The sequence below is a fragment of the Nonomuraea jabiensis genome, from assembly GCF_014204795.1.
Lineage (GTDB): Bacteria > Actinomycetota > Actinomycetes > Streptosporangiales > Streptosporangiaceae > Nonomuraea > Nonomuraea jabiensis.
The window spans coordinates 1,730,149-1,752,645 of sequence record NZ_JACHMB010000001.1 but is presented as its reverse complement, the minus strand read 5'-3'; the positions used below and the strand labels follow the sequence as shown (position 1 = coordinate 1,752,645).

General features: G+C 71.2%; 20 protein-coding genes. 11 read left to right on the top strand and 9 right to left on the bottom strand.

Going from position 1 to position 22,497, the window contains the following annotated elements:
• Positions 1–2 precede the first annotated feature (2 nt).
• The 8 genes from HD596_RS07505 (at position 3) to phoH2 (ending at position 8,056) form a co-directional block, all read left to right on the top strand.
• Positions 3–1,796, top strand: a complete 1,794-nt coding sequence (locus HD596_RS07505) for a phosphoenolpyruvate carboxykinase (GTP) (RefSeq protein ID WP_185068576.1) — start codon at positions 3–5, stop codon at positions 1,794–1,796.
• 66 nt (positions 1,797–1,862) lie between these two features.
• A complete protein-coding gene (locus HD596_RS07500; protein WP_185068575.1) occupies positions 1,863–2,855 on the top strand; it encodes a TIGR04222 domain-containing membrane protein in 993 nt (330 codons plus the stop codon).
• 103 nt (positions 2,856–2,958) lie between these two features.
• Positions 2,959–3,849 carry a TIGR04222 domain-containing membrane protein gene (locus HD596_RS07495; protein ID WP_185068574.1) on the top strand — a complete coding sequence of 297 codons (891 nt, stop codon included), beginning with the start codon at positions 2,959–2,961 and terminating at the stop codon, positions 3,847–3,849.
• Between the two features lies 1 nt (position 3,850).
• Entirely contained in the window at positions 3,851–4,696 is an 846-nt protein-coding gene (locus HD596_RS07490; RefSeq protein WP_185068573.1) for an MbnB/TglH/ChrH family RiPP precursor modification enzyme, read from the top strand.
• On the top strand, positions 4,693–5,088 hold the full coding sequence (locus HD596_RS07485; RefSeq protein WP_221519217.1) for an SCO6045 C-terminal-like domain-containing protein: 396 nt from the start codon (positions 4,693–4,695) through the stop codon (positions 5,086–5,088). The genes HD596_RS07490 and HD596_RS07485 overlap by 4 nt, the downstream gene beginning before the upstream one ends.
• A 127-nt stretch (positions 5,089–5,215) precedes the next feature.
• A complete protein-coding gene (locus HD596_RS07480) occupies positions 5,216–5,716 on the top strand; it encodes a hypothetical protein (RefSeq protein WP_313043134.1) in 501 nt (166 codons plus the stop codon).
• 51 nt (positions 5,717–5,767) lie between these two features.
• Positions 5,768–6,529, top strand: coding sequence for an isoprenyl transferase (locus HD596_RS07475; protein ID WP_185068571.1), 762 nt, complete (start codon positions 5,768–5,770; stop codon positions 6,527–6,529).
• 258 nt (positions 6,530–6,787) lie between these two features.
• Positions 6,788–8,056, top strand: a complete 1,269-nt coding sequence (gene phoH2 / locus HD596_RS07470; protein WP_185078336.1) for an RNA 5'-3' helicase PhoH2 — start codon at positions 6,788–6,790, stop codon at positions 8,054–8,056.
• Here the strand turns inward: phoH2 and HD596_RS07465 are convergent, their stop codons facing one another.
• From HD596_RS07465 to HD596_RS07455, 3 genes are read right to left on the bottom strand one after another with little or no spacing between them, the layout of a single operon-like run.
• A complete protein-coding gene (locus tag HD596_RS07465) occupies positions 8,057–8,557 on the bottom strand; it encodes a hypothetical protein (protein ID WP_185068570.1) in 501 nt (166 codons plus the stop codon). It lies immediately after the preceding gene.
• On the bottom strand, positions 8,554–9,966 hold the full coding sequence (locus tag HD596_RS07460; RefSeq protein WP_185068569.1) for an ATP-binding protein: 1,413 nt from the start codon (positions 9,964–9,966) through the stop codon (positions 8,554–8,556). The genes HD596_RS07465 and HD596_RS07460 overlap by 4 nt, the downstream gene beginning before the upstream one ends.
• A complete protein-coding gene (locus HD596_RS07455; protein ID WP_185068568.1) occupies positions 9,963–10,637 on the bottom strand; it encodes a response regulator in 675 nt (224 codons plus the stop codon). The genes HD596_RS07460 and HD596_RS07455 overlap by 4 nt, the downstream gene beginning before the upstream one ends.
• A gap of 357 nt (positions 10,638–10,994) precedes the next feature.
• On the opposite strand from HD596_RS07455, the gene HD596_RS07450 reads away from it, so the two are divergent.
• Together HD596_RS07450 and HD596_RS07445 are read left to right on the top strand one after the other, a co-directional pair.
• A complete protein-coding gene (locus tag HD596_RS07450; protein ID WP_313043130.1) occupies positions 10,995–11,624 on the top strand; it encodes an aggregation-promoting factor C-terminal-like domain-containing protein in 630 nt (209 codons plus the stop codon).
• Positions 11,625–11,694: 70 nt separating this feature from the next.
• A complete protein-coding gene (locus HD596_RS07445; protein WP_185068567.1) occupies positions 11,695–13,692 on the top strand; it encodes a glycosyltransferase family 2 protein in 1,998 nt (665 codons plus the stop codon).
• Here the strand turns inward: HD596_RS07445 and HD596_RS07440 are convergent.
• The 5 genes from HD596_RS07440 to HD596_RS07420 are packed head-to-tail and all read right to left on the bottom strand — an operon-like array spanning position 13,682 to position 19,794.
• Positions 13,682–14,830 (bottom strand): alpha/beta hydrolase family protein, encoded by a 1,149-nt coding sequence (locus HD596_RS07440; protein ID WP_246554197.1) that lies wholly within the window; start codon positions 14,828–14,830, stop codon positions 13,682–13,684. The two genes, HD596_RS07445 and HD596_RS07440, sit on opposite strands and share 11 nt — an antisense overlap.
• On the bottom strand, positions 14,827–15,828 hold the full coding sequence (locus HD596_RS07435; protein WP_185068566.1) for an alpha/beta fold hydrolase: 1,002 nt from the start codon (positions 15,826–15,828) through the stop codon (positions 14,827–14,829). The genes HD596_RS07440 and HD596_RS07435 overlap by 4 nt, the downstream gene beginning before the upstream one ends.
• Positions 15,825–17,099 (bottom strand): MFS transporter, encoded by a 1,275-nt coding sequence (locus HD596_RS07430; RefSeq protein ID WP_185068565.1) that lies wholly within the window; start codon positions 17,097–17,099, stop codon positions 15,825–15,827. Before HD596_RS07430 ends, HD596_RS07435 begins: the two co-directional genes overlap by 4 nt.
• A 55-nt stretch (positions 17,100–17,154) precedes the next feature.
• Positions 17,155–19,041 (bottom strand): helix-turn-helix domain-containing protein, encoded by a 1,887-nt coding sequence (locus HD596_RS07425; protein WP_185068564.1) that lies wholly within the window; start codon positions 19,039–19,041, stop codon positions 17,155–17,157.
• Positions 19,042–19,794 (bottom strand): 3-hydroxybutyrate dehydrogenase, encoded by a 753-nt coding sequence (locus HD596_RS07420; protein ID WP_185068563.1) that lies wholly within the window; start codon positions 19,792–19,794, stop codon positions 19,042–19,044. It lies immediately after the preceding gene.
• Between the two features lie 237 nt (positions 19,795–20,031).
• Between HD596_RS07420 and trpD the strand changes: the two genes are divergently transcribed.
• The gene (trpD, locus tag HD596_RS07415; protein WP_185068562.1) at positions 20,032–21,084 is read left to right on the top strand and encodes an anthranilate phosphoribosyltransferase; all 1,053 of its coding nucleotides are present in this window, start codon (positions 20,032–20,034) and stop codon (positions 21,082–21,084) included.
• Here the strand turns inward: trpD and HD596_RS07410 are convergent.
• Complete coding sequence (locus HD596_RS07410; RefSeq protein WP_185068561.1) at positions 21,078–22,466, bottom strand: class II fumarate hydratase; 1,389 nt, start codon at positions 22,464–22,466, stop codon at positions 21,078–21,080. The genes trpD and HD596_RS07410 overlap by 7 nt on opposite strands.
• Positions 22,467–22,497 lie beyond the last annotated feature (31 nt).

The window sequence follows — 22,497 nt, the reverse complement described above, 5'->3', positions numbered from 1 at the left end:
TCGTGTCCGTTTCCGTGGAAGTGCCCGCACCGACCAGCAATAGCGAATTGGCCGCGTGGGTGAACGAGATCGCCGCCCTGACCCAGCCGGACCGGATCGAGTGGTGCGACGGGTCCGAAGAGGAGTGGACGCGCCTGACCAACCTGCTCGTGGATCAGGGCACGTTCACGCGGCTCGCCGCCCGGCCCAACAGCTTCTACGCCAAGTCCGACCCCAGCGACGTGGCCAGGGTCGAGGACCGTACCTTCATCTGCTCCGAGCGCGAGGAGGACGCGGGCCCGACCAACAACTGGATCGCGCCCGACGAGATGCGCCGGACGTTCCGGCAGCTCTTCAAGGGCTGCATGCGCGGCCGCACGATGTACGTCGTCCCGTTCTGCATGGGCCCGCTCGGCGGCGAGATCTCGCAGCTCGGCGTCGAGATCACCGACTCCGCGTACGTGGCCGTCTCCATGCGGATCATGACCAGGATGGGGGACAGGGCCCTCCGCCGGATCGAGGAACGGGGCGAGTTCGTCAAGGCGGTCCACTCCGTCGGGGCGCCGCTGGAGCACGGGCAGCAGGACGTGCCCTGGCCGTGCAGCTCGACGAAGTACATCAGCCACTTCCCCGAGACCCGCGAGATCTGGTCGTACGGCTCCGGCTACGGCGGCAACGCCCTGCTCGGCAAGAAGTGCTACGCGCTGCGCATCGCCAGCGCCATGGCCCGCGACGAGGGCTGGATGGCCGAGCACATGCTGATCCTCAAGCTCACGCCGCCGTCCGGCGAGACCCGCTACGTCGCGGCCGCCTTCCCGAGCGCCTGCGGCAAGACCAACCTCGCCATGCTCCAGCCCACGATCCCGGGCTGGAAGGTCGAGACGATCGGCGACGACATCGCCTGGATGCGCTTCGGCGACGACGGCCGCCTCTACGCGATCAACCCGGAGGCCGGCTTCTTCGGCGTCGCGCCCGGCACCGGCCAGGTGACCAACGCCAACGCGATCAAGACGCTCTGGGGCAACAGCATCTTCACCAACGTCGCCCTCACCGACGACGGCGACGTGTGGTGGGAGGGGCTGACCGAGGAGCCGCCGGCGCACCTGACCGACTGGAAGGGCCGTTCCTGGACGCCGGGCAGCGGCGAGCCGGCCGCCCACCCGAACGCCCGCTTCACCACTCCCGCCGCCCAGTGCCCGACCATCGCACCCGAATGGCAGGACCCCAAGGGCGTGCCCATCTCAGCGATCTTGTTCGGCGGTCGCCGCGCCACCGCCGTGCCTCTGGTCACGGAGTCGCTGAGCTGGGAGCACGGCGTCTTCCTCGGAGCCAACGTCGCCTCCGAGAAGACCGCCGCGGCCGAGGGCAAGGTCGGCGAGCTACGCCACGACCCGTTCGCCATGCTGCCGTTCTGCGGCTACAACATGGGCGACTACTTCGGCCACTGGCTGGAGATCGGCCGCCGCAAGGGCGCCAAGCTGCCGCGGATCTACTACGTCAACTGGTTCCGCAAGAACGCCGAGGGCAAGTTCATCTGGCCGGGCTTCGGCGAGAACAGCCGCGTGCTCAAGTGGATCGTCGACCGGCTCAACGGCGAGGCCAAGGCGGTGCCGACGGCGATCGGTCTGCTGCCGGCCGAACTCGACACCCAGGGCCTGGACCTGACCGAGGAGGACCTGCATACCCTCCTGTCGGTCGACAAGGAAGTGTGGCGCGAGGAGGCGGCGCTGATCCCGGCCCACTTCGACAAGTTCGGCTCGCACCTGCCGAAGGAGCTGTGGGACGAGTACAACGCCCTCCTGGACCGCCTCGGCTGACCCCCTTGTGCGGTACGGCGGCTGCGTCTAATTTGACGGACTGCCGTACCGCTAGGAGGGGCCGCCATGGATTACTTCCTGCTTTTCGCCGCGCTGGGCGTGGTCTTACTGGTCAACGTGGCGGAAAAGAGCGTCGAGCGCGAGCGCAGGCGCGTCAGCGAGCGGGCGCCCACCGGCGGCGGCCACAACCTGTCCCATTACGAGCTGGCCTACCTGTCCGGCGGGCCACGCCGAGCCATCAACACGGCGCTGGCCGTCCTCGCGAGGGCCGGCGCCGTTCGCGTGTCACGCGGGTCGCAGGTCACCGCCGTCCACGGCGCGCGGCCCTCGCCGGTGCCGATCGAGCAGGCCGTGCTGGACGCGCTGGCCGCCCGGCCGGGTGGCTACCGGGCGGGTGAGCTGCGGCGGGAGCTGGAGACGCATCCGGCGCTGGTGGGGCTGGCCGGCGACCTCCAGGCGCGGGGCCTGATCGTGCCGGAGGAGGCGTTCGGGACCGCGTGGCGGCGCAGGAAGCTGCAGAAGGCGGCCGTGGGGGTGGCGGCCGGGTTCGCGCTGCTGGTGGTCGCGCTGGCCGCCGCCGGGCTGGCGGCCGAGGATCCGGTGTTCCTCGGGGTGCTGTTCTTCGCCGCGATCGCGCTCTTCTCGGGGCTCGCCGCGCTCGCCCGGCAGCGCCGCAGGCTGCGCAACGTCCTCACCAGGGAGGGGCACGAGGTCCTGCGCTCGGCCCGCGGCCACCACCCGAGGGGCGTGTCCGACCAGAGCTCCCTGGCCCTGGCCGTCGGCATACCCGTCGCGCTGTACGGGCTGCAGGACGCCGGGGACCAGAGCCTGTGCGACGAGCTGTCGGCGGGCGACCCGGGAGGCGACTGCGCCGGCGCCTGCGGGACGTACGGCGGCGGCGACGGTTCGACCTTCGGCAGCGACTCCTCCGGCGGCTTCGGCGGCATGGACTTCGGCGGCGGGTCGTCCGGTTGCGGGTCGTCCGGTTGCGGCGGGAGTTCGTCGAGTTGCGGTTCGAGTTGCGGGGGCGGCGGTTCGAGTTGCGGCGGGAGCAGCTGACGCCAAATTCGAATAATCTAAATGAGCAGAACGAAACCTTTACCTCTGCCTTACGCGTCCTTCCGAATAACCAGCCTGATCCGGCTGTAGGAGGGAGGCCTAAATGGACCTGTTCCTGCTGATCCTTTCGGTGGCCCTGGCCGCGATTGCCTTCACCACCGCCTCCGCATTCAAACGCGAGCACGCCGTCCCGACGACGTCCCGTACTCGCGCCCTGGGCCAGAAACTGAGCCACTACGAGATCGCCTATCTGGCGGGCGGCCCGGAGCAGGTGGCCGGCACGGCCGTCGCTCTCCTGACCGGCTCGGGCGATCTGCGCGTGTCACGCGGCGGGCACGTGCACAGCGTCCACGCGCCATCGGTGTCGCGGGACCCCGTCGAGCAGGTGGTGCTGGCCACCGTCGCCGACCGTTCCGGGCTCCCGGCGTCCGCGCTCAGGACCGAGGCGCGCAGGAGCCCGGCGATGGCCGACCTCAAGCGCGGCCTCACGGACGCCGGCCTGGTCCTGCCCGACGACCGTGCCAGGCGGCTCGGCCTGCTGGCCGCCGGCCTTCAGGTGGTCTCGGCGCTGGCTTTCGCGGGGGCCGTGGCGGCCGTGGTCACCGTGCTCGCCGAGGGCCCGAGCCCGCTCCTGATGCTCTCGCTGATCGCCCTGGCGATCACCGGTACGGGCGCGGCCGCCGCGATCGCCGACCGCCGGAAGTCGCGCCGGCACGAGCTCACCGCCCACGGGGTGGAGCGGCTGGGCAACGCCAGGAAGACGCACCCGCTGGGCTCGGGGGACGGGCGGATGCACACCGCCCTGTACGGTCCGGACGCGCAGTTGAAGGCCGACCTGCGCGCGGCCAGAGCGGCCCGCCGGTCCAGGCGGTACCAGTCGTACAGTGGCCGATTCAACGGATGCAGCAGCGGACACAGCTGCGGCGGGGCCTCGCACCACGGCTGCGGCGGCGCGAGCGGCTGCGGCGGCGGTTGCGGGGGAGGAGGGAGCTGACATGGCCGAGCCGGAAGCCCGGCAGCGTACCGGGGTCGAGCTGGGGGTGGGGATCGGCTGGCGGGCCGAGCTGGACCTGTCCATCGAACGGATGCCGGGCGTCGACTTCCTCGAGGTCGTCGCCGAGAACATCAGGCCCGCCGACCTCCCCGAGTCGTTACGCGTGCTGCGCACCAGGGGGATGCCGGTGATCCCGCACGGCGTGTCGCTCGGCGTCGGCGGCGCCGAGCCGCCCTCGCCGGCCCGGCTCGCCCACCTGGCCGCCTGCGCCGAGGCGCTGGGCTCGCCGCTGGTCAGCGAGCACCTGGCGTTCGTACGGGGCGGCGGCATCGAGGCCGGGCACCTGCTGCCCGTGCCGCGCACCCGCGAATCCCTGCGCGTCATCACCGAGAACGTGCGCAGGGCCCAGGACGCACTGCCCGTGCCGTTCGCCCTGGAGAACGTCGCCGCCATCTTCGGCTGGCCGGACGACGAGCTGACCGAGGCCCAGTTCCTCGCCGAGCTGGTCGAGCGCACCGGGGTCGGGCTGCTGATCGACGTGGCCAACCTCTACACCAACCAGTTCAACCTGGGACTGTCGGCCACGGACGCGCTCGACGCCCTGCCGCTGGAGCACCTCGCGTACGTCCACGTCGCCGGCGGCTACGAGCACCACGGCATCTGGCACGACACGCACACCACCTCCGCGCCGGAGCCGGTGCTCGACCTGCTCACGGAGCTGTGCGCCCGCGCCACCCCGCCGGGAGTGCTGCTGGAGTGGGACGACGAGTACCCGAGCGACGCCGCCCTGGCGAACGAGCTGGCCAGAATCCGCACGGCGATGTCCGCGGCCCGGGAGTCCGGATGACGGACCGGCACTCCACGGACCCGGCCGCGGTGGCGGACGCCGAGGAGCTGGGGGAGGCGCGGCGGCGGCTGGCCGAGGCCCAGGAGCAGGTCGTGGCGGCGCTCGTCGCCGGGGCGGAGCTGCCCCGGGGGTTCGACCCGGAGCGGATGCGGGTGCAGGCGTCGAGCCTGGTCGCCAAGCGGCGCGGCATCGTGGCCAGGATCCGGCCCGACGCCGCCGCCGCGGCCGGCCCCGACCTGCCCGCGGAGTTCGCCGCCTACGCCCGCTCCCGCAGCGAGCCGCCGCCCAACTACCGCACCGACGCGGACGACTTCGCAGCCTGGTTGCGCGAGCGCGGCCGCATGCCCGATCCGCCGCCCAAACCACGCTGGTGGTCGCGGTTCCTTCCCTGATCAGCCCCTGTCCGCAACCGGCCAGCGGTGGATCCGGCATAGCCGGTTTAGCAGATATTCGTCCGGAAACCGTCAGAGAATGGGGGGATTGCGTTGTGTCGACGGCTCTTATCTGACCGTCACGCCGGTGGCATGCAAGGACAGCGTCGGCACGCCGTACGAGGTCACCCTTGAGCTGCACCGCGACGGCACGCCGTACGGGAGCGTCGGAGAGCGGTGCGGGTGGCTGCTCGCGCGCCTGGCACGCGGCGTGGACGAGGCCCGGCAGGGGCGCGGAGCGGCCAGGCGGTGGACCGACCCCGACGACAGGTTCCCCGACGAGGACCCCGACAGCGAGCTGTTCTCCTTCCGCTACCGCACCAGGGCGGGCCTGGTGGGCGGCGGTGAGCTGCGCTGCCAGCTCAGGACCATCCCCGTGTGGCAGGCCGCCAAGGGCGAGTGGCGGCTGACCAGGAGGGCGTACGTGGAGGCGTGGGGCTCGACGGGCGTGGGCATGCGGGCGGTGCTGACGTCGTCGGAGCTGTCGGTGTTCGTCCGGAGTCTCGTGGATGAGGCGGAAGGATGTCTGGAAGGTAGAGATCTGGCGAGGAATCCGCTAGACGGAGCGGGCACGGGCGATTCGCGGTGATAATTGCCTGTTGGGTCATGCGACCGAAGGCAACCGCTGGGGAGGCACTCCGTGGGCCTGCGCGATCTGGTCTACCGGCTGTATGAGCACAGGCTGGAGTCCAAGCTGTCGAAGGACAGCATCCCCCGGCACGTCGGGGTGATCATCGACGGCAACCGCCGGTGGGCGCGCGCGATGGGCATGCGTGACGTCGCCAGCGGCCACCGCAAGGGCGCGGACAAGATCTCGGAGCTGCTCGGCTGGTGCCGTGAGACGGGCGTCGAGGTCGTCACGGTCTGGATGTTGTCCAACGACAACCTCAACCGGCCGAAGGAGGAGCTGGAGCCGCTGCTGCGCATCATCGAGGACGTGACGCAGGAGCTGGTGGACGAGGGCTGGCGGATCAGCCCGGTCGGCGCGCTGGATCTGCTGCCGGCCCGGACCGCGAATGTCCTGAAAAACGCAAAGGAAGCATCATCACACCGTCCAGGCCTGATTGTGAACGTTGCAGTTGGGTATGGAGGAAGGCGTGAGATTGCCGATGCGGTGCGCTCACTGCTCCAGGAGCAAGCGAGCAGAGGAGCGAGCATCGAGGACCTCGTCGAGGTGCTCGATGTGGAGCACATCGCGGAGCATCTCTACACTCGCGGCCAACCCGATCCGGACCTTCTCATCCGGACCTCGGGCGAGCAGCGCCTGTCGGGCTTCATGCTCTGGCAGAGCGCTCACTCCGAGTTCTACTTCCACGAGGCCTACTGGCCTGACTTCCGCAGGGTTGACTTCCTGCGGGCGCTGCGCGATTACGCTGCGAGACACCGACGTTACGGTTCATGACGCGACAACGGGGCATTCAGAACGTAACGTAGTAAATGTCCGACCGCAGGCCGGACATTTCGGAGAGGGCCCGCCTTTGCACCAAGATCTGCCGAGGGGGGCCGGTACCCGGCGCCGACGGCAGCTCACGGTCGGGGATGCGGGTCCGGTCCGATTCCCGCCTCGTCTGCAGGGCGCTCGCGCTTATGGGCGCCCGGGGGAGAACGTGTGGCAGTGTCCTCGAGCAACCCTACTCACCTGTCGGCCAAGCGCACGTACGTGCTGGACACGTCAGTCCTGCTGGCCGACCCGGCGGCAATGACGCGCTTCGCCGAGCACGACGTGGTTCTTCCGATCGTGGTCATCACCGAGTTGGAGGGGAAGCGCCATCATCCCGAGCTCGGCTACTTCGCCAGGAAGGCCCTGCGCTACCTCGACGACCTGCGGATCCAGTACGGCAGGCTCGACGAGGCGATGCCCACGGGGGACGGCACGATCAGGGTTGAGCTCAATCACAGCGATCCGTCGATCCTGCCCGTCGGGTTCCGCCTGGGCGACAACGACACCCGCATCCTGACGGTGGCCCGCTCGCTGGCCGCCGAGGGCTGCGACGTGGTCCTGGTGTCCAAGGACCTGCCGCTGCGGGTCAAGGCGGCCTCGATCGGCCTGGCGGCCGAGGAATACCGCGCCGAGCTCGTACACGAGTCGGGCTGGACCGGGATGGCCGAGGTCCAGGTGACCGCGGAGGACGTCGAGGCGCTCTTCGACCAGGGCAGCGCCGACCTCGAGGAGGCCAGGGAACTGCCGGCGCACACCGGCCTGCGGCTGCTGTCGGCCAAGGGCTCGGCGCTCGGCAGGGTGCAGCCCGACAAGTCGGTGAAGCTCGTGCGCGGCGACCGCGAGGTGTTCGGCCTGCACGGCCGCTCCGCCGAGCAGCGCATCGCGCTCGACCTGCTGATGGACCCGGAGATCGGCATCGTCTCGCTGGGCGGCCGGGCCGGCACCGGCAAGTCGGCGCTCGCGCTCTGCGCGGGCCTGGAGGCGGTCCTGGAGCGCCGCCAGCACCGCAAGGTGGTCGTCTTCCGCCCCCTCTACGCCGTGGGCGGCCAGGAGCTCGGCTACCTGCCGGGCACCGAGGGCGAGAAGATGGGCCCGTGGGCGCAGGCGGTCTACGACACGCTCGGCGCCATCACCTCGCCCGAGGTGATCGAGGAGGTGCTCGACAGGGGCATGCTGGAGGTGCTCCCGCTGACGCACATCCGGGGCCGGTCGCTGCACGACGCGTTCGTGATCGTGGACGAGGCCCAGTCGCTGGAGCGCGGGGTGCTGCTGACCGTGCTGAGCCGGATCGGCGCCAACTCGCGGGTCGTGCTCACCCACGACGTGGCCCAGCGTGACAACCTCCGCGTCGGCCGGCACGACGGCGTGGTCGCGGTGGTGGAGAAGCTGAAGGGCCACCCGCTCTTCGCGCACGTCACGCTGACCAGGTCGGAGCGCTCGCCGATCGCGGCGCTGGTGACGGAGATGCTCGAGGACATCACGATGTGATCACTTGAGCTCGCCGCAGGTGTGCTGCCCCTCCGACCTGGAGGGGCGGTTCACGTTCTCGCGGACGATCTTCACCATCTCGTACGCCGCGTCCTGCTGGGCCGTGCAGACGATCTGCGCCATGCCGAGCCTGGTGAGCGTGCCGTCGCCCCTGATGTAGACGGTCAGCGTCGAGGTGCGCGGCAGCTGGACCTCGTCGCGCTGCACGGGGTTCAGCGAGTCCTTGATGCCCAGGTACGTGAACCCGCGCAGCGCGGTGTCCCGGCCGCCGTCCAGAGGCTGCGAGGAGGCCGCGAAGAGCGCGCCGAGCAGGCTGGCGACGGTGTCGTTCTCGACGTCGGCCGCCTCCAGGGCGAGCTTGCCGTTCCTGATCAGGAAGATCGTCTTGGACGGCGGCGGGATCTTGATGGTGGGCGCGTTGCCCCGGTCCTGGACGTCCGTGGGCGAGATGCCGCAGGCCGTCAGGGCGAGCAGGAGGGCGAGAACCAGAGCGCGGGTCATGAGTGCGGTAGCCAGACCGTGAAGAGCGTGCCGGGATTCTGCGGGCGTACGGAGATCGTGCCGCCGTGGAGGTGGACGTTCGCCCTGGCGATGGCGAGGCCGAGGCCGCTGCCCTGGCTGCGGGCCCGGCCCGCGCCGGCCTTGAAGAAGCGGTCGAAGACGTGCGGCAGCGCCTCGCGCGGTATGCCCTTGCCGTGGTCGCGCACCTTCACCTCCAGGCCGTTCTCGGTGCCTCTGGCGCTCACCATGACGGGACGCTGCCCGTGCTTGAGCGCGTTGCCGACCAGGTTGGCCACGATGACGTCGAACCTCCTCGGGTCGAGGTTCACCGTCAAGCCCTGCGACGCCTTCACCTCCACCTGATCGCTCCAGCCGCGCACCTCGAGGCAGTCGTTGATGGCGTCGGCCACGTTTACCGGCTCGACGTTGAGCGTGGCCGTGCCCGCGTCGAAGCGGCTGATCTCGATGAGGTGCTCGACCAGCTCGCGCAGGCGCTCGATCTCCCTGAGGACCAGCCGGACGGCCTCCGCCGGCGCCTCCGGAAGCCGGCCCGCCTCCTCGGAGAGCATGTCGGCCACGGCCGTCATGGCGGTCAGGGGCGTGCGCAGCTCGTGCGAGACGTCCGCCACGAACCTGCGCGACATGGCCTCCAGCGAGCGCAGCTCGGCCACGCTCAGCTCCAGCGCCGCGGCCGCGTCGTTGAACCTGGCGGTCAGCTCGGCCAGCTCGTCCTGCCCGTGGACGGGCAGGCGCGTGTCCAGCCGGCCCTGGCCGAGCGCCTGCGCGGCCGCGCTCAGCCGCCTGACCGGCAGCAGCACCTGCCTGGCCGACAGCAGCGCCACGACCAGCGCGATCAGCACGATGGCGGCGCCGGCCTGGGCGAGCGTGGCCCTGAGCGTGTTGAGCTGGCTCTCGTCGCCCTGCATCGGGAAGAACACGAACGCGCGCAGCCCGGTGGCCTGGGACGCGCCGTCGACGTCGCGGTAGACCTCGGCGCCGACGATGAGCCAGAGCTGGTTGCGGATGACCTTGCGCTGGGTGACCACGCTCTGCTTGGCCCGGCCGTAGAGCTCGTTGGGCACGTCGCTCAGGGTCATGGGCCCCTCGGTGGAGACCATCGTGCCGTACTCGACGATCACGCTGCGGCCCGGCCCGCTCAGCGCGGCGGCGACCCGGTCCAGTTCCTTGATCGTCGGCGCCGCCTCGCCGGGCGCGAGCTTGCCGATGGGGAACGTGATGCTGCCCAGCTCTCTGATCACGAGGTCGAGAGAGGTGTTCTCCTCGCGCGTCACGAGCGCGGTCTTGGCCAGCTCGAAGCCGATGGTGGCGACCAGCAGCGAGGCGGTGACGGCGACGAGCGTGAACGTGATGACGAGGCGGGCGCGCAGTCCCGTGGGCAGGGGGATCACGGAGGACTGAAGCGGTAGCCGAACCCGCGCACCGTGTGGATGAACACGGGCTCGGCCGGCTTCGGCTCGATCTTCGCCCGGATCCGCTGCACGCAGGCGTCCACCAGCCGTGAGTCGGCGATGTGCGTGTGGTCCCACACCTCGCGCAGCAGGTAGCGGCGGTTGAGCACCTGGCCCGGGTGCCGTACGAGCTCCAGCAGCAGCCGCAGCTCCGTCGGCGTCAGGTGGATCTCCTTGTTGGCCAGCATGACCTTGAGCGCGCCCCGGTCGATCACGAGGTCGCCGAAGGTGATGCGATCGGAGGCGGCGGACTCGGCCCTGCGCAGGATGGCGCGGATGCGCGCGTCCAGGACCCGGGGCTCGACCGGTTTGACCACGTAGTCGTCGGCGCCGGCCTCCAGCCCGACCACCACGTCCAGGTCGTCCCCGCGGGCCGTGAGCAGGATGACGGGGAGCTGGTCGAGCTTGCGTACGCGGCGGCAGACTTCGATCCCGTCGATCCCGGGGAGCATCACGTCGAGGATCGCGATCTCCGGGCGGCGGGCCCTGATGTGGTCGAGTGCCTCCTCGCCCGTCGCGTAGGAGGTGACGGAATGCCCCTGCCGGGTCAGCGCCAGCTCGAGAGCCGTACGCACCGAGGGGTCGTCTTCAACCAGGAGGATGCCTGCCACGCACAAATTATTATTCCATGTCCCGAATGCCCGAACTAAGTCACCAAACTGTGACGTGTCACAGATGGGACACCGAAGTAGCCGGGGCACCCTGGCGGGGGCCTCCCTTCGGTTTGGGCGCCCATGAGGAGAAGCTGCCCCTTGTGTGAGCAATATCACAGTATTTCGGAAACGCCACGCTTACCAGCGAGTTAGCCAACGGGGTCCCAAGCGATTCCCGCGTTTCGGTTGCGAACCACCCCCCAGTACAGGGCAAGCTCATGGTTCGTGAGCCCCGGTCCGCAGTTGAGTGAGCGCCCGCCGAAGGAAGACCTTCCCCCGGCGCGCCGGCCCAGGAAGCGCCTGAGCGTGAAAGCGGTGGTGATCACCACCGTCTCGCTGGTGGTCGTGGTCGGCGGAGGCGGTTTCGTCGCCTACCGTGCCATGGAGAACGCCAAGAGGCCGGCCGTGACGCCGTTCACGCCCGAGCAGCTGGGCGCCATCGCCAGCGGCAGCTTCTACACGCCCGACCCCCAGAACGACGCGCTCAAGAACGCCGCCGAGCAGGCGTACAAGGCGGACAAGCTCAAGGAAGGCCGGGCCTCCGCGGGCAAGAACCCCGACATCGACTGGGTGGTGCCGAAGAAGGCGCCGGGCGGTGACGGGTTCCCCGCCCAGAACTTCCCGCCGGGCAGCAACCCCTCGCCGGGCAGCAACAAGGCCACCGCCAAGACCATGCTCGCCTCCATGGGCTGGGGCGACGACCAGTGGGGCTGCCTGGAGCGGCTCTGGCAGAAGGAGAGCGGCTGGAACGAGCGGGCGATGAACCGCTACTCCGGCGCGTACGGCATCCCGCAGTCCCTGCCCGGCAGCAAGATGGCCAGCGCGGGCGCCGACTGGCAGACCAACGCCGCGACCCAGATCAAGTGGGGCCTCGGCTACATCAAGGGCCGCTACGGCACGCCCTGCGGCGCCTGGGGACACTCACAGTCGGTCGGTTGGTATTAGAGGGTCAACTTTCCCTCACTAATCGGCAAGCCGCCGCGCCCGAACGTGCATACGGGCCCACTCTGGCCGCATGGGTGTCAAGGTCAGCGTGATCGTCAATGTCCACAATCCGGGCGCCAGCGCCGACGCGTGCATCCGCTCCGCCCTGGAGCAGACGATGCCCCCGGACGAGTACGAAGTGATCTTCGTGGACGACGGCTCCACGGACGGGATCGGCGAGCGCCTCGACACCATCGCCGCGACCCGTGACAACGTGAGCGTGCTGCACCTGCCGCACACCGGGACGCCCATGCGCGGCCGCAACGTGGGCCTGGCGGCCGCCGCCGGCGACTACGTCTACTTCCTCGACCAGGGCGACCGCCTGGAGAAGGACGCGGTCGCCCGCATGCACGAGCGGGCCGTGGAGACAGACGCCGACGTGCTGGTCGGCCGCCTGATCCGCGACTTCGGGCCGCCGATGGCCGCCTTCGAGCGCGGCACGGCCCGCGCCGACATCCTGCGCGACCGCCTGCTCCAGCTGCTCGTGCCGCAGCAGCTCTACCGCCGCGCCTTCCTGGAGGAGCACGAGCTGGGGTTCACCGTGCCCGGCGGCAGGATGGCCGAGCAGGCGTTCGTGATGCGGGCCTACCTGCACGCCAAGGTCATCGCCGTGCTGGCCGAGCACGTCTGCTGCCACCTCGGCGACCGGCCGGGGGCCGAGGAGGAGCCCCGGGCGATGGTCAGGGAGCTCAAGCGCCTGCTCGCCGACATCGAGACCTGCGTGGGCGAGGGCCGCCAGCGCGACCGCATGTACGCCCACTGGTTCCGTTACGCCGTCCTGCGCCCGCTGCTGACCGCCAGGTTCGCCGACTCGTCCGTGGACCGGGGCCTGCACTTCCGGGTGGCGCAGGAGCTGGTCGAGGAGCGGTTCCCGGAGCGGCTCGACCGCTACCTGCCCGTCCAGCTGCGCGTGGTGGCCGCGTACGTGCGCATGGGACGCCTGGACCAGATCGTGCTCCTGTCGAACTCCTCCAAGCGCGCCGGGCTCCGCGCCGACCTGACCGACATGCGCTGGGACGCCCACGTCCTGGTGCTCGCGCTGACCGTGGAGGTCCTGGGGGGCGACGGCACGCCCGACAGGTACCGGGAGGACGGCGAGCGCCTGCACTGGATCCCGCCGCGCTCGCTGGAGACCAAGGCCCTGGACGAGAGCGTCACCGACGTCACCGAGGCGGTCGAGCGGGCCCGCGTCGAGCTGTACGTGCGCCACGCCGAGACGGGAGTGATCCACTTCCTGCCCCTGACCCAGCACGTGGAGCGCATCCAGGACGGCCGCCGCCGGGTCCGCGTGCAGATCAGGGGCGAGGCCCGGCTGGACGTGACCGCCGCCGCGGTCGGCGAGCCGCTCAAGCCGGGCCAGTGGGAGGTCCACGTACGCATGTTCGGCGGCGCCAACCAGGCCAGGAGCCGGGTCGGCAGCTCCGTGGGCCCGCTCAACTGCCTGGGCGTGCTGGCCCAGCGGCCCAGGACGCGGCTGGTGGTGCCGTGCTGGACCGACCACGGCGAGCTGGGCCTGGCCGTCGAGCCGCGCTCGTTCTCCGAGTCGATCGCCCTGGTGTCGCGCGGAGTGGAGGTCAAGCGGCTCGACGGGCACGTGTACGTCGTGCTGCCGGTGCCGTACGTGCCGCCGAGCGGCGGGCCCCCGCTGGAGCTGGTGCTGCGCAGCACGGGGCGGCGCGGCCGTGAGGTGAGCGCGCCCGCCCTGGTCGAGGCCGGCGTGCCGGGCCGGCTCGCGGGCCAGCTCGTGGCCAAGGTGCCGGTCAAGCGGATGATGCCGCCGCCCGACCAGCTCGGCCCCGGCGCCTGGCTGACGTCGCTGCGCACGGCGGAGGAGGAGATCGGGCTCAGGTTCGCGCTGGAGGTGCGCAGGGGCAGGATCCAGGTACGGCCCGCCGCCGCGGTCGAGTTCGGGCGGCGCTCGCCCATGGGCCGGGACACCGTCCTGCACCGCATCGGCAGGCGGCTGCCCGGCGCGCGTCACATGGTGCGCCTGGCGCGCGCGGGCAGGCACCGCTACCTCAAGGACTGACCCAGCCCTCCAGCTCCTCGAAGGCGCTCCTGAAGACCGGGAGCATCGGCTTGAGGCGGTCGGGGTAGACGTCCACGAGGCTGTCCAGGTGGTTGCCGCCCTCGACGCGGTAGTAGCGGAACGGCCGGTGCGGGCCGACCATCTTCGCGTAGACGTCGGAGTCGCGGGAGATCGGCAGCAGCGTGTCGAGCGTCCCGTGGATCGTGATCAGCGGCTTGGTGATCCGGCCGGTCAGCGCGATCTTCGCCACGGCCGCGTACGGCCTGCGCCGGTCGTAGTCGTAGTCCGCCGCCGCGCCCTGGTAGGACGGGTCCAGCTCCTTCTGGTAGAGCTGCTGGGTGAGCTCCCAGTAGTACTGCCGGTGGAACGGCCACAGGAACTCCGAGCCCGCCGCGAACCCGGCCGCCCGCACCCCGGCCTCGTCCGGGTACGCCTTCAGCGCGGGCGGCAGGAAGTTCAGCAGGTTGTCGCCCTTGACCCGCCAGAGCGTGCCCTCCCAGTCGACGCCGCCGTCGTAGAGCCAGCCCCGGTTCTCCAGCTGCCACCTGACCAGGTAGCCGCCGTTGGAGATGCCCGCCACGAACGTGCGCTGGGCCTTCCTGCCGTACCGCTGCCTGACGACGGCCTTGGCGGCCACGGTGAGCTGGGTGACCCGGTGGTTCCACTCGGCGATGGCGTCGCCGGGGCTGCGGCCGTCCTCGTGGAAGTTCACGCCGACGTTGCCCTTGTCGGTGGCGGCGAACGCGTAGCCCTTGGCCAGCACCCAGTCGGAGATCGTGTAGTCGTTGGCGTACTGCTCCCTGTTGCCGGGGGTGCCGCTGACGACCAGGCCGCCGTTCCAGTGCTCGGGGAGCCTGATCACGAACTGGGAGTCGTGGTTCCAGCCGTGCGTGGCGTTGGTGGTGGAGGTGTCGGGAAAGTAGCCGTCGATCTGGATGCCAGGCACGCCCGTCGGGTTGACCGTGGCGGCCGAGTGCAGCCCGGCCCAGTCGGCCGGGTCGGTGTGGCCGGTCTTCGCGGTGCCCGCCGTGGTCAGGTCGTCCAGCGTGGCCACCACGGCCTGCTCCGCGCCCGGCACCGTGAGCTGCGGGGCCGGGGTGAGCAGGCTCGCCACTAACGTGAGCGCGACGAACATCATGCCTCCCCGAGGTGAGCGGTCAGCAGGCGCCGGAACTCCTCGGGGTGCTCCAGGTGCGGGCTGTGGCCGCAGTCGTCGATGACGGCCTCGCGGTAGGGGCCGTAGCGCTCCAGCACGGCCCTGGTCTGGGCTACCATGGGCTGGGCCGGGGTGCCGGGGGAGTCGGGTACGACGCCGAGCGCGCCCAGGTGGGCCAGGTCGAAGAGCGACGTGTCGGAGACGATCACGTCGTCGGCGCCCCTGATCCACAGGATGGGCGGTTTGGGGTCGATCTCGTGGAGGTCGTCCAGGCGGAAGTGGGTGGGGGCTATGGCGTTGAGGATGCCGTGCTTGCCGGGGGCCACGCCGGGCCACTGCGCCGAGGTGACGGCGTCGCCCGGGTAGTTGGCCTCGCCGACGCGGGTGGTGAGCATCGAGCGTACGTAGAAGTCCTCGTCGGCGATCTCGGGGTGCTTGACGTACGAGGAGCGGAGGACGCTGCGCGGCGACGTGGGGGATTCGTCCGACATGTCGCCCGCCTTGAGCCGGGCCACGAAGTCGGGGTTGGCGGCGCCGGCGCCCGCTCCCGCGCCGTCGGCGTGCGTGAGGCGGCCGTCCGGGCCCTCCGTGCCGCCGAAGCCGTACGGCGAGATCGGGTTGACCAGGGTGACGCTCCGGACGGCGGCCGGCTGGTCGCGCAGGACCTGCAGCACGATGCCGCCGCCCAGGCTCCAGCCGACCAGGTGCACCCGGTCCAGGCCGAGCGCCTCGACCAGCTCGATCAGGTCGTCGGACCAGTCGCGCAGGCCCCTCGTGGCGTCCACGGGCGCGGGGTCGCTCTCGCCGAACCCGCGCAGGTCGACCGCGAGCGGGCGGTAGCCGCCGGGCAGCGCCGCCATGCTGTCGCGCCAGAAGGCGGCCGAGGAGACGTTTCCGTGGACGAACAGCACCGGCTCGCCGGTGTCCCTGCCCTCGACGGTCAGGACGTTCTGGGTGAGCCTGGGCGTGGTGACCTTCATCGCGCGTGGATCCTCTCAGCCAGGTCGCTGCCCTGGGTCTCGCGGGCGGCGTAGACCGCGCCCAGGGTGAGCAGCGCCGCCAGACCAAGGTAGACCGAGATGGGCAGGCTGCTCGAGTAGCTCTTCAGCAGAGCGACCGCGATGATCGGGGCCAGCGCGCCGGCCACGATCGCCGACAGCTGCGCGCCGATGGAGACGCCGGTGTAGCGCATCCTCGTGCCGAAGAGCTCGGAGAAGAAGGCCGCCTGCGGGCCGTACATCATGCCGTGGAAGAGCAGGCCGACGGTGATGGCGAGGGTGATCACCAGGAAGTTGCCGGTGTCCACGAGCGGGAAGAACGCGAAGATCCACACCCCGATGCCGGCGGCGCCCGCCAGGTAGATCGGGCGGCGGCCGATCCGGTCCGACAGCGCGCCCCACATCGGGATCGTGACGAAGTGGATGGCCGAGGCGATCAGCACCGCGTTCAGCACGGTGGAGTTGTCGATCTTGACGGACTTGGCGTAGGTGATGACGAAGACGGTGAGCAGGTAGAAGGAGATGTTCTCCGCGAGGCGCGCGCCGATCGCGGTGAGCACGTCCTTCCAGTGGTGGCGCAGCACGCCCACGATGGGCGGCGCCTTCTCCGGCGGCGCCTCCTGGAACACCGGCGACTCGCTGATCGTCAGGCGGATCCACAGGCCGATCAGCACCAGCACGCCCGACAGCAGGAACGGCACCCGCCAGCCCCACGACAGGAACGCCTCGTCCGACTGCCAGGCGGCCAGGGCCGCCAGCACGCCGGTGGCCAGCAGGTTGCCGCCGGGGGCGCCGGCCTGCGGCCAGGAGGCCCAGAAGCCGCGGCGGGCCGTGTCACCGTGCTCGGAGACGATCAGCACCGCGCCGCCCCACTCGCCGCCGAGCGCGAAGCCCTGCACGAGCCGGAGCGCGGTCAGCAGCAGCGCCGCGGACGGGCCCAGGGTCTCGTACGTCGGCAGGCAGCCGATCAGGAACGTGGCCGCCCCCATCATCAGCAGGCTGACGACCAGCAGCGTCTTGCGGCCGAGCCGGTCGCCGAAGTGGCCGAAGACCAGGCCGCCGAGCGGACGGGCGACGAATCCGACGGCGTAGGTGAGGAACGCCAGCAGCGTGCCGGTGAGCGGGTCGGACTCGGGGAAGAAGAGCTTGTTGAACACGAGGGCGGCTGCCGAGCCGTACAGGAAGAAGTCGTACCACTCGATGGTGGTGCCGATCAGGCTCGCGGCGACGATCTTCTTGATGGAAGTGGCCATGCCGGTCACGGTAAGGAGTGACCGGCGTCACTCATATGGGGCCGGGGCCCACAGTCTATGGGGTGGATGTGTGGCCGAGCCGGTGCAGGCGGAGCGCGAGCTGGATCTCGAGCGCGCGTTCCGGCTCCAGCCAGCCGTCGCCGAGCAGCTTGCCGATCCGGTCGAGCCGCTGCGTGACGGTGTTGACGTGGATGTGCATGGCCTCGGCCGTACGGGAGGGCGAGCCGCCCGAGCCGAAGTAGGCGGCCAGCGTGTCGGCCAGCGCGGTGCCCCTGCGGGCGTCGTAGTCGATCACGGCGCCGAGCACCCGTCCGACGAAGCCGTGCACGTCGCGGCCGTCGCCCACGAGCAGCCCGACGAACCCCAGCTCGGCCGCGCTCGCGCCGTCACCCGCCCGTCCGAGCGCGATCAGCGCCTCGGCGCACCTGCGCGCCTCCTGGTAGGACGTCGCCACGTCACCCGCCCCGGGCGCGCCGCCGCCCGGCGGCCGGGCCGCCGCGCCCGGGAGGCAGACCTTCGACGCGCCCGCCGTGGCGGGCACCTGCAGCGACGCGCTCAGCTCGGCGGCGACGCGCTGCGCGATGCCGCCCGCGTTGTCCCCCGGCAGCAGCAGCACCACCTCGCCCGCCCGGCCGGCCGCGAGCCCGTGCCGCAGCGTGGCCTGCGACGAGGCCCAGAACGCGGCCCGTTCCCGCTGGCCCTCGTGCCGCACCACGACCACGACGTGCGGCGCCGAGAGATCGACGCCCAGCCGCCGCGCCCGGTCGGCCAGGCCGGGGGAGCCGGGCCGGGAGATCAGGTCGTCGAGCAGCTCGCCCCTGACCCGGCCCTCGGCCTCGGCCACGCTCCGGCGGAACAGCAGCAGCAGCGCGCACACCAGCGCCGCCCGCTCCAGGATGCGCTCGTCGGCGTCGTCGCTGCGCAGGATCAGCGTGCACAGCGGCTCCCCGCCGACGTCAACCGACGCGATCAGCAGGTCGCCCCGCCGCACGGTACGCCCCAGCGCCCTGGACGCCTGCGCCGACTCGAACACCCCGGCGTCGAGCTCCCCCACGTCACCCGCGAGCGACCGCCCCAGGTCGTCGAGCACCGCCAGCGAGCCGCCGAGCACGTCGGTCACCACGGCCGCCACGTCCTCGATCCCGCCGCCGCGCAGCACCAGCGAGGTCATCCTGTCGTGCGCCAGCGCGGCCCGCTCCACGGCCTCCCCGTGCGCCCTGGCGGTCCTGTGGGCCTGGGAGAGCTCCTCCAGCGCGTTCCTGGTCTCCTGCAGCAGCCTGGCGTTGTCGATCGCGACGGCGGCGTGCGCGGCCAGGCTGGCCAGCAGCGACACCTCCTCCTGGTGGAACGGCCGCGCGCTGCGGTTGGCCGCCATCAGCACGCCGATCACCCGCTGCCCCAGCCGCAGCGGCACGCCCAGGATCGCGACCAGGCCCTCCTCCTTGACGGCCTCGTCGATGTGGTGCTTGTGCCGGAACCTGGCGTCGGCGAAGTAGTCGGCCGTCGAGTACGGGGTGGCCGTCTGCGCGACCAGCCCGCCCAGCCCCGCCCCCATGGCCAGCCGCAACGCCCTGAACTTGGCCGAGATCGACCCGTCGGTGACCCGCATGTACGTGTCGCCCTGCTCGGGATCGTGCAGCGTCATGTACGCGACGTCGGTGGCCAGCAGCTGCCTGGCCCGGTGCACGATGGCCTCCAGCACGGCGTCGAGGTCGCGCAGCGCGGCCAGGTCGCCGGCCGTGTCGTAGAGGGCCGACAGCTCGGCCTCGCGCCTGGCGCGCCGCTTGAGCAGGTCACGCACCTTGAGCGCCTCGACCTTGGCCTGCTCCAGCTCCTCGATCGTGGCCGGGTCGGCGCCCCGCGCCCTGGCCTCGATGATCGGCCCTTCGAACTCGACCGCCGAAGCCTCTCTGGCCAGCAACTCCAGGAACTCTTTACTCACTTAGTGCGCCGTCCAGCCGCCGTCCATCGGGAGGGAGACGCCGGTGATGAACGACCCGGCGGGGCCGCAGAGGTAGGCGACCAGCTCGGCCACCTCCTCGGGCTCGATCAGCCGCTTGATCGCGGCGGGCTGCAGCATGATGTTCCCGACGACCTCGTCCGGCTCGATGCCGTGCACTCTAGCCTGGTCGGCGATCTGCGCCTCCACCAGCCCCGTCCGTACGTAGGCGGGGCAGACGCAGGTCGAGGTGACCCCGTGTGGCGCCCCTTCGAGCGCGACGACCTTGGAGAAGCCCTCCAGCCCGTGCTTGGCCGTCGTGTACGCCGACTTGAACGGCGAGGCCCGCAGCCCGTGCACGGACGAGATGTTCACGAACCGGCCCCAGCCCCTGGCGTACATGCCGGGCAGCACCTGCCGCGCGATCAGGAACGGCGCCTCGACCATCACCCGCAGCATCGCCGAGAACACCTCGGGCGGGAAGTCCTCGATCGGCGAGACGTGCTGGAACCCGGCGTTGTTCACCACGATGTCGACGGGCTCGTCAGGCAGCGCCGCCACGAACCCGGGATCGGCCAGATCGGCCACCACCGCCACCCCGCCGATCTCGGCGGCGACCTTCTCGGCGGGCTCGGCCCGCAGGTCGACGACCAGTACTTTCGCCCCCTCGGCGGCCAGGCGCCGGGCGCAGGCCGCCCCGATGCCGCCCCCCGCCCCCGTCACAAGCGCGGTCCGCCCCGTCAGCTCCTTCGCCATACCCCGAACCCTAGGCGCTCGCCGCTCCGCGACGCATGGGTGCCGACGACATAGATCGGTGTGGCCCTATGTGGATCACGAGGTCTGCTATCTTGAACGCATGCACGCGTATTCGTACCAGTGGTGGCCCGCCTCCTAGGCGGACCTCCCAGCGCATACGCACCGGCCGCCTCGACGAGGCGGCCGCTCGCATGTCGTACGCGCCCCCGTCGAGCACTGACGAAAGGGGCGCTCACCATGACCACCACCTGGCCAGCACTGCTCACCACGCTGCTCGACGGCAGGTCCCTCACCTCGCTCCAGGCCAAGTGGGCCATGGAGCAGATCATCGGCGAGTCGGCCACGGACGCCCAGATCGCCGCGTTCGCGGTCGCGCTCCGGGCCAAGGGCGAGAACGTGGCCGAGGTGTCGGGGCTCGCCGACGGCATGCTCCTGAAATCGGCCGCGATCAGGGTCTCCGGCGACCCCGTGGACCTGGTCGGTACCGGCGGCGACCGCGCCCACACCGTGAACATCTCCACCATGGCCGCCATCGTCGCCGCCGCCGCGGGCGTCAAGGTCGTCAAGCACGGCGGCCGGGCCGCCTCCTCGCTGGCGGGCGCGGCGGACGTGCTGGAGGAGCTGGGCGTGGTCATCGACCTGCCGCCGGCCGCGGTGGTCAGGGTCGCGGACGAGGTCGGCATCACGTTCTGCTTCGCGCCCGCGTTCAACTCCGGGCTGAGACGCACCGCCGGGCCGCGCCGCGAGCTGGGCGTGCCCACGGTCTTCAACTTCCTGGGCCCGCTCACCAACCCGGCCCTGCCGCCCGCGCAGGCGGTCGGCGTCTTTCACCAGGGGATGGCGCCGGTCATCGCGGGCGTGCTGGCCCAGCGGGGCTGCTCCTCGCTGGTCTTCAGGGGCGACGACGGGCTCGACGAGCTCACCACCACGGGCCCCTCCACGATCTGGGTCGTACGCCGGGGCACGGTCACGCCCACCGCCTTCGACCCGGCCGACCTGTCGATCCCGCGGGCGCGCCAGGACGACCTGCGCGGCGGCGACGCCCGGCACAACGCGGCCGTGGCGCGGGCCGTGCTCGCGGGCGAGCGGGGCCCGGTGCGGGACGTCGTGCTGCTCAACGCGGCCGCCGCCGTGGTGGCCGCCGAGGGCACGCCGCCCGCGCCCGACCTCACGCCCGCCCTCGGCATGGCCTACAAGCGGGCCGCGGAGGCGGTCGACTCCGGCGCCGCGCTGTCCCTGCTCACCCTGTGGGCGCACGCCACGCAGGCGCAGGCGTCAGCCGGTCACTGAGGCCGGGTCATCGACAACACGTCGAGCGCGGCGTCGAGCTGGTCCTCGGTCAGGGTGCCGTCGGCCACGTGGCCGCGCTCGATGACCACCTCGCGGATGGTCTTGCGCTCGGCCAGGGCCTGCTTGGCGATCTTCGCGGCCTCCTCGTAGCCGACGTACCTGTTGAGCGGGGTGACGATCGACGGGGACGACTCGGCGTACTCGCGCAGGCGCTCGGCGTTCGCCGTGATGCCGGCGACGCAGCGGTCGGCGAGCAGCCGCGACACGTTCGCCAGCAGCCTGATCGACTCCAGGATGTTGCGCGCGATGACCGGCAGCTGCACGTTCAGCTCGAAGTTGCCGGACGCGCCGGCGAACGTGATCGCCGTGTCGTTGCCGATGACCTGGGCCGCGACCATGGCCGTGGCCTCGGGGATCACCGGGTTGACCTTGCCGGGCATGATGGACGAGCCGGGCTGCAGATCGGGCAGGTTGATCTCGGCCAGCCCGGCCCGCGGGCCCGAGCCCATCCAGCGGAGATCGTTGGCGATCTTGGTGAGGGAGACGGCCACCACCTTCAGCTGGCCCGACAGCTCGACGATCGAGTCCTGCGCGCCCTGGGCCTCGAAGTGGTCACTGGCCTCGACGAACGGGATGCCGGTGGCCTCGACGAGCTTGGCGATGGCCGCCTGGGCGAAGCCCGGCGGGGTGTTGATGCCCGTGCCCACGGCCGTGCCGCCCAGGGGCAGTTCGAGCACGCGCTCAAGAGCCGTCGCGACGCGCAGGGCGCCGTTCTCGACCTGGGTGGCGTACCCGCCGAACTCCTGACCGAGCGTCACCGGGGTCGCGTCCATCAGATGGGTGCGCCCCGACTTCACCACCCCGTCGAACTCGATCGCCTTCTCCCGCAGCACCGCCGCCAGATGCCTGAGCGAGGGCAGCAGGTGGAAGGTGACCTCCGTCGCCGCCGCCACGTGGATCGAGGTGGGGAAGACGTCGTTGGACGACTGGGAGGCGTTCACGTGGTCGTTCGGGTGCACGGGACGGCCGAGGCGCTCCTCGGCCAGCGTCGCGATCACCTCGTTGGCGTTCATGTTGGACGAGGTGCCGGAGCCGGTCTGGAAGACGTCGATCGGGAAGTGGGCGTCGTGCTCGTTCTCGGCGACGTCGGCCGCCGCCTGGGCGACGGCCTCGGCCAGGTCCTTGTCGATCACGCCCAGCTCGCCGTTCACCTCGGCGGCCACCGCCTTGATCAGGCCGAGCGCGGCTATGTGGGACGGCTCAAGGGGGCGTCCGGAAACCGGGAAATTCTCCACTGCCCGCTGGGTCTGCGCGCGCCACCTGGCTCCTGAGGGCACGCGTACCTCGCCCATCGAGTCATGCTCGATTCTGAACTCGCTCATGACTTCCAGTCTGACCCACGACCGCCGCACG